This window comes from Halosolutus halophilus, assembly GCF_022869805.1.
GTDB classification, from domain to species: Archaea; Halobacteriota; Halobacteria; order Halobacteriales; family Natrialbaceae; genus Halosolutus; species Halosolutus halophilus.
Map to the genome: position 1 here is coordinate 2490423 of NZ_CP094974.1, position 11655 is coordinate 2502077.

10 protein-coding genes are annotated in these 11655 nt (G+C 58.0%); 3 read left to right on the forward strand and 7 right to left on the reverse strand.

The window, feature by feature from the left end:
- Positions 1-326: 326 nt before the first annotated feature.
- The 5 genes from MUG98_RS12245 to MUG98_RS12265 all read right to left on the reverse strand — a co-directional run bounded on the left by MUG98_RS12245 (position 327) and on the right by MUG98_RS12265 (position 6825).
- The gene (locus tag MUG98_RS12245) at positions 327-1619 is read right to left on the reverse strand and encodes a phenylacetate--CoA ligase family protein (protein ID WP_265112390.1); all 1293 of its coding nucleotides are present in this window, start codon (positions 1617-1619) and stop codon (positions 327-329) included.
- Between the two features lie 695 nt (positions 1620-2314).
- Entirely contained in the window at positions 2315-3403 is a 1089-nt protein-coding gene (locus MUG98_RS12250) for a Gfo/Idh/MocA family oxidoreductase (RefSeq protein ID WP_265112391.1), read from the reverse strand.
- The gene (locus tag MUG98_RS12255; protein WP_265112392.1) at positions 3400-4356 is read right to left on the reverse strand and encodes a lysylphosphatidylglycerol synthase transmembrane domain-containing protein; all 957 of its coding nucleotides are present in this window, start codon (positions 4354-4356) and stop codon (positions 3400-3402) included. Before MUG98_RS12255 ends, MUG98_RS12250 begins: the two co-directional genes overlap by 4 nt.
- 365 nt (positions 4357-4721) lie before the next feature.
- Entirely contained in the window at positions 4722-5849 is a 1128-nt protein-coding gene (locus MUG98_RS12260; RefSeq protein ID WP_265112393.1) for a glycosyltransferase family 4 protein, read from the reverse strand.
- Complete coding sequence (locus MUG98_RS12265) at positions 5842-6825, reverse strand: glycosyltransferase family 2 protein (RefSeq protein WP_265112394.1); 984 nt, start codon at positions 6823-6825, stop codon at positions 5842-5844. Before MUG98_RS12265 ends, MUG98_RS12260 begins: the two co-directional genes overlap by 8 nt.
- A gap of 410 nt (positions 6826-7235) precedes the next feature.
- Between MUG98_RS12265 and MUG98_RS12270 the strand changes: the two genes are divergently transcribed.
- The gene (locus MUG98_RS12270) at positions 7236-7895 is read left to right on the forward strand and encodes a hypothetical protein (protein WP_265112395.1); all 660 of its coding nucleotides are present in this window, start codon (positions 7236-7238) and stop codon (positions 7893-7895) included.
- Between the two features lie 101 nt (positions 7896-7996).
- Here the strand turns inward: MUG98_RS12270 and MUG98_RS12275 are convergent, their stop codons facing one another.
- Positions 7997-8761: a hypothetical protein gene (locus tag MUG98_RS12275; RefSeq protein WP_265112396.1), complete on the reverse strand. Its 765-nt coding sequence runs from the start codon at positions 8759-8761 to the stop codon at positions 7997-7999.
- Positions 8762-8945: 184 nt separating this feature from the next.
- Between MUG98_RS12275 and MUG98_RS12280 the strand changes: the two genes are divergently transcribed.
- Entirely contained in the window at positions 8946-9704 is a 759-nt protein-coding gene (locus tag MUG98_RS12280; RefSeq protein ID WP_265112397.1) for an AAA family ATPase, read from the forward strand.
- Positions 9705-9903: 199 nt separating this feature from the next.
- Here the strand turns inward: MUG98_RS12280 and MUG98_RS12285 are convergent, their stop codons facing one another.
- Entirely contained in the window at positions 9904-11061 is a 1158-nt protein-coding gene (locus MUG98_RS12285; RefSeq protein WP_265112398.1) for a CBS domain-containing protein, read from the reverse strand.
- A gap of 232 nt (positions 11062-11293) precedes the next feature.
- Here MUG98_RS12285 and MUG98_RS12290 point away from each other — a divergent pair, with 232 nt between their 5' ends.
- The gene (locus MUG98_RS12290; protein WP_265112399.1) at positions 11294-11602 is read left to right on the forward strand and encodes a lycopene cyclase domain-containing protein; all 309 of its coding nucleotides are present in this window, start codon (positions 11294-11296) and stop codon (positions 11600-11602) included.
- The last annotated feature ends 53 nt before the right edge of the window (positions 11603-11655 follow it).

Below are 11655 nucleotides of genomic sequence, written 5' to 3' on the forward strand. Positions count from 1 at the left end.
TCGTGTAGCGTTCGAGAGGACGCTTCGAAGTGAGTACCTGAAATCGACCCTGAAACTCATACGTGATGGACGGAATTGCCATTTGTCGTTGCCGGCTGACGATCTCGTAAAAATATTTACGTACGCTTCCTATTTCGTAAGGAACGTTTCTTCGCCTAATGTCGAAATACCATCACACGTTGCAAGATCGTCGGATGCGTACGTATTTTCCGATCTCCTTCGCACGAACCATCGTTTAATCTGCCTTTCACTCCATTTTACCGTCGTTTGACGGGTTGAAGTTCCCGACGATCGCTCCAGAGTCAGAAACAAAGGTGAGGGCTCACTCACTCAGTTACTTCCGAAATGACGTACCTATACTTGCCCGAGCTGCTCGGAGTGATTTCCTCCGTAAACTCAACCTTGACCGTGACCGATTCGCCCATCACCATTCGTATCTTTTCGACAATCTCAGTCAACTGTCCGTCTTGTTTTACCTCGTCGTCGCGTTCGACGATCCGTATGACCACCTTCTCAGGGGCCACCTGTCGAACCTGAAACTTCTGAATCCACGTCCGACCGTAGAAAAGGTGAGTGAAAAACTCCCCGTGGACGAGCTCACCGTCAACGGAAACTAAGTGGTCGCTAACGCGGCCGGTGATGGACTCAAGCAGCGGAAACGGACTCCCACACTGGCACTGGTCGGCCGACGCAACGCCCATGTCACCGATCTCGTAGCGGATGAGCGGCATGGAGTAGTTAGTCAGATTCGTAATCACGATTCGGCCGATCTCGCCCGCTGGTGCCTGTTGTCCGTCCTCGTCGAGTACTTCCACATAATGGCTATACGGAAAGGCGTGCAGTCCGTCCTGTTTCGAACACTCACAGGCCACGTCACCGACTTCCCTGGATCCGTATTGGTTGTGAACTCTCGTATCAAAGGTCTCTTCGACTCGTTCCCGAACCGGCTCGTGAAGTGTTCCCGCCGTCGTTACGATCCCTTCTGGAGCGTAGACTTCAAGATCGTTGCGCTCGACGAACCGCGCGAGCTGGTAGATTGACTCCACGTACGCCCAGATAGTCAGGGGTTGGAACGAGTTGATGATCTCAACGTACTCATACATGTCCTCCTCGCTCATCCGAAAACTATTCAGCAGCCGCCGGTTGTACAGAAAGTTTCTCACCTGCGTCTTCAGCGACTCCGTTCCCTCTAGCAGGTCGCGTTCGCTCCCCCAGAGTTTTATTTCGCGCCCGCCTAGTGGTTTGCCAGCGAGTTCCTGATAGAAGATCTTGGTCGCGACGTTCCACTCCCAGTAGCGTTGATCCTGAACGAACTCGACCGGCTCTCCCGTGGTCCCGCCAGAAGTGTTGGTGTACGGATTAGGGCCGTGATCTCGGGAGACGAGCCTGTCCTGTTGCCTTCGGAGTGTCTCCTTGGTCAGGAGTGGGATTTCGGTAAAATTCTCGAGGTGAACGTCCCCGTCGACAACGACGCCGGCCTCCGTCAGTATTTCGGCGTAGTACGGCACCGTTTGGTGGGCGTGGTACAAGAGGTCGGTCAATCTCCGACGTTGATACTGTTCGATTTCTTCAGAATCTGCTAGGTTCAAACGCCGAATCGTCTGCAGATTCTCCGGCACCTCGCTTCGAAGTAACCGGAGTCCGGCGTGGATAACGGGTTTACGCCAGTTGATCATGTTCGAGTGAGTGATTTACTGGCCTGCCTTACTAGCACGAACCGGTGAGTTACGGTTCCGCGATTCGCGACTCGGTATCGTCTTTCCCACGGGTCGAAACGAGATATCGGTCCAAATCCCTCCAATCTACAACTCGATCCCCTCATTTTCCCGTTCGCACCTCGGGTTCGAACCGTCTTTCCCACCTCGAATTCTTAGCCATATTGACCTGTGCGTTAGATATACGAAATGTCTAAATGCTATACGGGGTTGTCAGACGGATAGTAGCGTATAGATAGGGCACAAATGTTTCACGGATTAATGTGAAATACATTCAGGTGCCGGATGTGGAGGCCAACCGCGTACCAGTTGCTCGTCTTGCTCTTCGACGAAAATGCAGCCGGGTAGATCTCAGCACTTCACAAATGTGTCTTCTAAAGAGCAGGTTTGTAAAGTCGATCCACGGTAAACGTCTGTTCGAGCGACAGCTGTTCGGATGCTGACGCTTCTCTTCGGGTGAGTAACACAGGTTTGTGTAATTGCAACTGCTTCCACAGTGGCAAACGGCGTTTATTTACTATAGATTTCTTTACACTAGCTCCAAAACGTGAACAGACATAGTTTTGCGGCGGATGGAAGGCATTCGACCTAGCTATTCGTCACCTAGCTTGATCCCAGATTGCCTCGAATAGTTCGACGTTTCGAACGCCCTCCTCCCCATCTATTCGGAAGTCCCCGCCGGTTTCACCACCGTTTGCGATGTCACTGAACTGTCGGTAATTATCCGATTGCGAGTAGAATGGATCGGGTTTCCACTGAAGTTCCCTGCGGACGTAGTGCTGTGATAGCCGCAACGCGTTTTTCACACTGCCGAACAGGTCGTGTAGATTCGCTTTCGCTGTGCGCCACTCGACGCTGCTCGAATCTTCGAACCCCCGCGGTTCGTGTATTCGCATGGTACTGTGATCGACTCTGATCGTTCCCCTCGAGCCGACGATGTCAAGTATTGTCGGTATATCCGTCGGAGTGACGTACGAGATTCTAGCACTCTTTTGTCCGGCCGCCAACGACACGTGTAGTTCGGTTCCTTCGTACACGACGTCTTCGACCACTGGTTCCGCTTGCAGAAACCATCGTACTATATACAACGCGTGAGGGAGGTGTTCGGAGATTATTCCCCCTGGCAGGTTCCGCAGCCATTCCCGTTTCGAGTGACTCCATTCGGAATACTGACCGACTGACTCTATCCAGTGAACGTGTCTGAGTTCGCCGATATTCTTTAACTGAGCCCATGCCCGCTGGTAGACCGGTGTGTATATCGCATTGCGTCTCACGAATACGGATCGGTCAAGTCGGTTGGCCGTTTCGACGATCTCTCGGGCCCGTTCTGAATCCAGAGTCATTATTTTCTCGAGGTAGACGTCACTTCCGCCCTCTAATGCAGTCATGGCCAACTCATAATGTGTCTGCGGAGGAGTCGCGATTCGCACGAGTTCGGGGTTCGTCTCGGCGAGTGCGTCCGTCAGATCGGCGTACGTGTTCGGAACCTCCGAAGAAACAGCTGTCCGTTGGGTTCTATTTACGTCGATAATCCCGATAATGCGGACGTTCGGATGTTCACATAATTCGGACACTTCTTTCCGTCCGATACTGCCTGCACCAGCGATCAGCACGTCCATCATTTCACCGTTATTCTTCTGATCAAGCGCCTCGTTACTTCTGTTGGGATCGGGATTGGTCTCACTCATTTAACGCTTGCTGTGTTTCGTTGGCGGCCTGTAAGCAAGAATACGGCTCCGAATGAGTAGGTAATCAATATCACGGTGAATATCGTAACGGAAAATCCGACAGCTTCTGGAACCGTTAACCCCACCTGGGTGTAGAAAAACACGAACAATCCCTCCCGAACGCCGTGGCCATGAATCGAGACGGGGACGAGGAGTAACACTTGCGTAATCGGTACGGTGATGAAGAGATACGCAAGCGGTACAGGGAGATTGAGCCCTTGAGCAACCGCGTAATTAGCGAAGACGCCTAGTACTTGAAAGAACAAGGCGAGTGAGATGACCATCACGAGCGTCTTCGGTTTGGTTCGGTACTCGGCAATCGACGCGAGAAAACTGTTGAACGTTCTCAGCGGATCGATCCCGATCAGGTCTCCGAGTCGGTCGATTCGATCGGGAAGCATTGATAAACCGACGACGAAAATCGGAAACATGAGTATCCCAGTAATCAGGAGTACCACAGCTTCCCAAATTCGTCGGTTCAGGAGGTCGGGACTGAGCAAGACAGCCACGAGCGCAATCGCTCCGAGCGCAAGAAGTCCACAAAAGCGGTTGACTACAACAGATGAATACGCCTCCATTCGTTCGTCCAGGCTCCGGGATATGGCTACCGATTTGACGACGTCACCGCCTATCGTGCTTGGAAGAAAGAGATTCGAGAATCCACCGATGTAGTAAATCTTGAACACGGAATACAGTGCCACGTTCTCCCGCTTTGCGCCGAGAAGCAGTCGCCATCGGATCGTACTCACAACGATTCCCACGAAGACGAGGGCGACGGCGAGAGTATAATATTCGGGGCGAACGTCGAGTACGACTGAGAGGATTCGTCCGGGGCCAGCAGAATAGAAGATCCCGGCTACCAGCGTTACGCTCACGACAATCCTGACCGCCGTCTTCGCACTGTCACTGACCACGTTGTACCTCCCGGGCACGGCCGTTTCGGATTCGGAGCATAATCGTAATCAGTGCATTGCTCTCGAAGATAATCGATGGAGGATCGACCAGTCGGAAGTGGACAGCGACTACCATGAGATCACCGATCGACCTCGAAGATGACATATGGGTACTTTCCGGACAACGTCGGCGTCGTCGAGAGTGTCAGTGTAATACGGTACGGTTCGGTAGGTGGGACGACACAGTCGCTTTAACGCCTCAATCTGGTACTGTTCTACCGTCTCCGGACGCGAGAGATCCAGCTTTCGGAACGTCTGCAGGTTACGAGTAATGTCACTGCCTGTCATACGCAGCGCAGCGTAAATTATCGGCTTGTGCCTGGTGATCATAATTCCCTCTTAACCCGCTCGTTCGGGGGAGTCCGGGTGGGAACGGATACGCTCTCGTACGCGTCTCGGTACTGCTCGGCAACTTGAGTCCAGCTCATCGTCTCCGCGATTGCGCGTGAATTCTGCCCGTGGCGGCGTATTTTGTCGTGGTTCCGACTGTATTCCGAGAGCACCTCGGCGATCGACTCCGCATGTCCGGCTGGGACGACGTATCCGTTGTCCTCTATCAACTCCGCTGTGCCGCCGGTATCCGTCGTGACGATAGGAAGTCCCGCCGCCATCGCCTCAAGGACAGTGTTGCTCATCCCCTCATTGAACGATGGCAGGACGAAGACGTCTGCGTGCTCGTAGTAGCTGTGGATCTCGTCGTGGGGGACGTAGCCAATGAACGTCACTTTGTCCTCGATCCCCAGCTGCCTCGCCCGGGACTTCAGCACCGCCTCCCGACCCCCCTCGCCGACGACCGTCAGTTCGACATCGAGCTCGGCGACCGCCTCGACGAGAAACCGGATCCCCTTTCGCTCGATCAACCGCGAGACACAGAGTACCTGCAATCGATCGCGATCGTGGTATACTGGGTTGAACTCGTCGACTGCAACGCCGTTCGGGATGACCTCGATCGGGATATCGGCCGTCACTCGCGCCAGTTGCCGAAGGCCCGCGGAGTTTGCGACGACCGCCTCGGCGTCCCGCCACACCTTCCGAACGAGCGGTTTCAACACGACGTACTGCCAGGAGAAGCGCTCGTTGTAGCCCGGAACGTCGCTTCCGCGCAACGCGACGATGTAGGGCAGTCCCAGCATCCGTGCGACCACACCACTCGGGACGCCGAACCAGGCGTGAACAAGGTCGTAGTCGCTTTCGGCCATTAGCTCGTGGGCCTTCCGGTAACCTTTCCAGCTGTACCGCACGATTTCGGTCTGAGTCCAGTAGTGGATCTCGTCCTTGTGGACGTCGAGTCGATAGAGTGTGACGTTTTCGGCGAACGACTCCTCACGGTAGCCGTCGGATGAAGACGTGACGAGATCTACCTCGAGGTCGTCCCGTCCGGCATACTCATCGAGCAGGTATCGATTCGCGTTCGCGGCCCCGCCGCCCAGCGGCGGGAACTCGTAGTTAAGCATCAAGACGCGCACCGTCGTCCACCTCCGAAATTTCGAACAGTTTCGTAGCCCTGTCTGTCGGACGGGCTTCGGGTTCTTCTACAACATCCCTGCCATCCAACACCCTCGCGACACGGTACGTATCCTCTTGTCGCACGGCGAAATAGTTCTTGATCCCGATGTCGGCCAGGATCCCCGAAATGAAGAACTGGATCCCGAGCAGACACATGAACACCGCGAACAGCGGCAGTGCCGTGTCCGAGAGACTCACTGCGTGGACGGTCTTCAGGTACACTGAGTAGAAACCGCCGGCCAAACCGATCGCGCCGGCGAGAATGCCAAGTCCGCCGAACACGTGCAGTGGTCGGCCGGAGTACTTCTGCCAGAACCACACGTTTAGCATGTCAATGAACCCCTTGGGAAGTCGTCGCCAGCCGTACTTCGTCTCGCCGTTCTCCCGTTCGCGATGGTTGACCTCGATCTCGCCGACGTCGAACCCGCGCCAGATCAACAGCGGCGGGATGTACCGGTGCATTTCACCGTTCAAGCGAACGGACTCGGCTGCTTCCCGACGAAACGCCTTCAATGTACACCCGAAATCGTGCAGGTCCGTATCGAGAAATATCCGCCGCATCACGCGTGCGACGTTTGAGGCAAGGGTCTTTCCGATCGGATCCTCACGGTTCCGACGCCAGCCGACAACGCAATCCAGCCCCTCCCGGTCGAGAGCCTCGACCAGACGCGGAATATCTGTAGGGTCGTTTTGCCCGTCCGAATCCATCGTGACGACCACGTCCCCTCGCGCGTATCGTAATCCCGCATCGAGTGCAGCGCTCTGTCCGAAGTTGGCTCCGAATTCTACTACCGTGACGCGTTCGTCCTGCTCATGTATTGACCGGAGGACGTCGTCGCTCCCGTCGTTCGAGCCGTCGTCGACGAAGATCAACTCCCATTGCTCAGACATCTCCTCTAGAACGCCCCGCGTTTCCTCGTACACGCCCTGTAGATTTCCCCGCTCGTTATAGACCGGTGACACTACTGACAGAGCCATACTACTGATTAACCGGGCAGGGAGTACAGATAGGGACCAGAACGTTTCGTTCGTTAATCAGAGTACGTGGGGAGGTAACATTCCACATATCCCACTTGCAGGCTCGAATTGCTATGTTGTATCAGTACGATGTGAACCATCAAAATGCGCGTCCAGGAAACGGATCCGACTCGATAAAAATCTTTTACCCCATGATACATTCCTCCTTTTTCAATACACAATCTGTTGCCCCCCCCTCTAGGGGCGATCCACTAACAATGACTCCGGGAACCGACTCTACAAGGGAGAAACTAGCCAGTCGCATAGTGGTACTACGAAATCAACTCCAAGCGAGCGTGATACGGCCACTACGAAGTTTGTCTGACCGTGAGGGGATCCGGACGAGGGCGATCGCACTGGTGCTCACAACGATCGTTGTTCTCGGATTAACGTTCGTCAGCGCATCTGCTGGAGGTGTCACGACTACACTCGCCGGCGACGAGGAAGTCGAACAGGATGACGTCATAACGCTCGAATTGACGATCGAATCCGAAGACGACGAACGCATCAGCGCGAACGGCTTCCTATTGAACATCACCGATCAGGAAGGGAACGGCTTCGAGCAAGTGTTCACGGCTGATGGAACTCCTGTCACGAATGTTTCAGATTCCGAGAAAATATCTGAGAGAGAAGTAGATCCAACGCTCGAGAGAGAGGCTGAAGCTGAAGCCGTTGGCACCGGAGATGACAAAACCAAAGGATACGGCTACGAACAAGTCGAAACCGATAGAGACGACTCTGAAACGATCATTATCACGCTGAACGCGCAGGCGTTCGACGTGAACGAGTACGATGCCCAGGTTGAGATTATTACGGAGGAGATCGACGAAACGTACGAGCCACCCGAAGACACGCTACCCTCTGACGATCTCGAGACGGATCACGCCTCGAACGTTCACACCTTTGCAGTAATCGACACCGTTGAGGACTCGGACAAGCGAGACGATTCGAACGAAGTTGAAGACTCAGACAAGTAAATTTCCGAGCACTCGTTCATTGTTTCCAGTTCGTTTTTCCGACGGTGGCCGCCGAAGGTCGCGCTACCTGATCACGCGATCGAACCGATTCCGGAAAACCGTCAATCGATCGCGTCGTCCGACTCGTCCTGCTCCCCGCTCTCGCCGCGGTGCTCGGCCAGCGCTTCATCGATCGTCAACTCGCCGGCCGCAACCCGCCTCGCGAGCAGTTCGTCGATCGCCCGGTTCTCCTCGCTCTGCTCGCGCGATCGGTCCCTGATGACCTGGAGTTCGCCGTCCGTCGGTTCGATCTCCCGGGCGTCGACGACCTCGCCCTCGAGTCGTGCGATGTTGACCGCGGCGAGGACGTCGCCCATCCCCCGGGATCCGGTGCCGAGGTAGGGCGTGGTTCCCGTCTCGTCGACGAGTTCGACCCGGACGTCCTCCAGGTCGTTGACCAGCGTCGCCCCCTCGAGCCGGGAGCCGTCACCGACTCGGACGATCGGAGACGGTGCGTCGCTCGCCTCGCGCTGGATGACGTCGACGGCGTCCGACAGCGGGACCTGGAATGCGGCGACGACCATCTCGCCCGCCAGCACGGCGATGCCGGGTTTCCGACCGGGGTCGACGCCGATGATCGTTCGGCCGCCGTCGCCCCGTACGGCGGTCAACGCCTGGTCGACCGCCCGTCGCGGCGCGTCCGGATCCGCGACGATCGTCGTCACGCCGGTGAAGTCGTCGGCGTGGTCCGCGTCCGTCACGACCACCGCGGTCTCGTCCGGCAACCCCTCGCCGGGTTCGACGGTCGTAAACGTGGTCCCGCGGTCGCGAAGCTCGTTGACGACGCCGTGGTAGACTTCGAAATCTTCGGTTGCGACGACGATCACGGCTGGTCCTTCGGGCCCGGTCCGAATAAACGTACGCGAACCACCCCGAACCATCCCTGCGGCGCGGCCGTGTCGACGAGTTCGATCCGATCCTCACCCGGGCGCTCCGATCGTCTCCCGGTCGATCGAACCGGTCGTGATCCGCATTCGGGGCCTTTTTGCCCGCCACTCACTAACTCGAACCGTGACCGACGAGGCGATCCAGACCGGCTGTGGCCCGGTCGACGAGTTACTCGGTGGGGGGTTCGAACGCGGAACCGTCACGCAGTTGTACGGTCCGCCAGCGGCGGGCAAGACGAACATCGCGCTCTCGGCCGCGGTCGAGACCGCCGCCGCCGGCGGTACCGCCGTCTACATCGACACCGAAGGGGTCTCGATCGATCGGTTCGAGCAGTTGCTCTCGGCCCGCGTCGACGACGCGGTCGGGACGCTCGGCGAGACAGACGCGTCGGGCGACGGAGACGGTGGAGACGACGTCGAGGCGGTCGCCTCCAGCATCGTCATCGAGGAGGCGCTCGATTTCGAGGAACAGGCCGAGGCCGTCCGGGACGCCGAGGAGTTCGCCGACCGCGCCGATCTGATCGTCCTCGACAGCGCGACCGGCTTCTACCGCCTCGAACGCACCGGCGAAGGGGACGACGGCGAGGCCCTCCGTCGCGTCGCGCGGCAGGTGACACACCTCCTCTCGCTCGCGCGCAAACACGACCTCGCGGTCGTGGTGACGAACCAGGTGTTCACGGATCCCGACGCCGATCGGACCCGCCCCCTCGGCGGGAACACGCTGGAGCACTGGACCGGTGCCGTGGTCCGCGTCGAACGCTTCCGCGGCGGAAACCGGCGCGCGTCCCTCGAGAAACACCGATCGAAGGCGGCCGGCGACTCGGTCCAGTTCCGGATCACCGAGTCCGGACTCGAGGGAAGCGAGGACGGCGGTCGACTGTAGGGGCCCGAGAGACGAACGCACACTGGGAACTGGCCGTCGTACACGACCGCGGGCCGCGCGCGTCGACAGTAATGGTGGTAACGGATCGGCTACCGGCGGTAACGGATCGCCCGTCCGGCTTCGAATCGGTGCTGGATCGGCAGCAGAACACCGATCGAGATCGGAATCGGAAAAGAACGCCCTCGGTACCGGATCGTGACTACAGTTCGTTGAGTTTGCGGAGGAGTTGCCCGCGGTACTCCTCGTCGCTCGTGACGCCTTTCACCTCGAGGACGTTGCGTTCGAGTTTGTCGAGCGCCACCCGGAACGAGTTCTCGGCACCGTAGCCTTCGCCGGTGCCGGCGACCTGTCCCTTGTTGGTCCGGAGGCGAATCTGGCAGAGGACCAGGGGCGTCCCGCGGAGTTTCTCGTTGTGTTCGTTGAATCGGACGTGGGCGTGCATCACCTGCATGTCCTGGTACTTGTCGGCGACGTCCTGGATGCTCTCGACGATCGACTCGCGGGAGATGGTGTCGAGCAGCGAGATGTTCGTGATCTGGACGTCCATGCGGTCCTCTTCGGTGTAGGTCAGCGCCCGCAGGACGTCCGTCTTGGTGAGGACGCCGATCACGATCCGATCGTCGTCCTCGGGGGTGACCATCAGTCCCGCGTAATCCTGCTCGAGCATCGTCTCGACGGCCACCTTCACGCTGGTATCGAGCGTGGTCGTCTCGACGGGGCTGTTCATGATGTCGTAGACCGGGACGTCGAGCAGACGCTGCGAGTCGCCGACTCGATCGCCGGTCGTCGTCGAGTGGTTCTCGCGGATGACGAAGTCGGCGATGTCGTGGGTCGTCACGACCCCGGTGAGAAAGCCGTTCTCGTTGAGTACCGGGAGCCGAGAGATGCCGTGTTCCCGGAGGTGGTTGATCGCCTTCCCGACCCCGTCGTCCTCCTGGAGGGTCACCGGATCGTCGGTGTAGATGTCCTCGACGTCGAGCGTGTCCAGGTTGTCGAGTACCGCTTCGAGAATCGCGTCGTCGCTGATGACGCCCCAGAGGTCGTCGTGTTCGAAGACCGGCGCGACCTTCGAGTTGGATTCGATCAGGACCCGTGCCGTCTCCCTGACGTCCTCCTGTCGATCGACCTTGGGGGCCGGTGAGTTCCGACTGGGTTTGATCAGCGCCGCGACCTTGGCGTCGTCCTCGACGTGAGACTGGAGGACCTCCCGCTCGCTGATGACGCCCTCGTACTCCCCATCGTCCGTGACGATGATCCCCTTGGGGTTGCCGTTCTCGAAGGTCGAACGGACCTTCCCCATGCGCGTTCCGACGTCGACTTCGATGTAATCCTGGGTGGCGATATCAGCGATATTCATCCTTCTGTCGGGTGTTTGCCCGCGGAGGTATTTAACCTTGGCAAGCATGGGCCGCCAACTCATACCCCCCTGAACGCACTGTGGGCCGGAGACGGCCCCACGAGTCCCATCCGGTGAACGCCTCCCGTTGAAGGCAACTGCAACCGTGGGACCCACGGAACTTCGGCGCGTCGCCCGTGGAATCGATCGTGACCGACGGAGTGTTTTTCTATCGTGTCATCGTACCGGAGATATGGCATCGGACATCAGCGTGCTCGGCCGATATACGTATCTCGCCACCGAACTGTTCTGGGGCGCCGTCGCCGCCCTCCTGCTGTGGCGCGCCGATGCCCTTCGGAAGGCGGCCGTCACGATCGCCGCGCTGTACCCGATCGCCTACGTCTGGGACCGGTACACGCTGGCAGTCGGCGTCTTCGAGATCAACCTCCGGACGGGAGTCGACGTCGCCGGCATCCCGATCGAGGAGCACCTCTTCATGGCCGTCGTCCCCGGCCTCGTCATCGGCATCCACGAGACGATCTTCGGGTCGGACCCGGCGTGATTACGGGCGAACGAAGGACGAACGGGCGAACGAACGAACGATCACGGGACCGC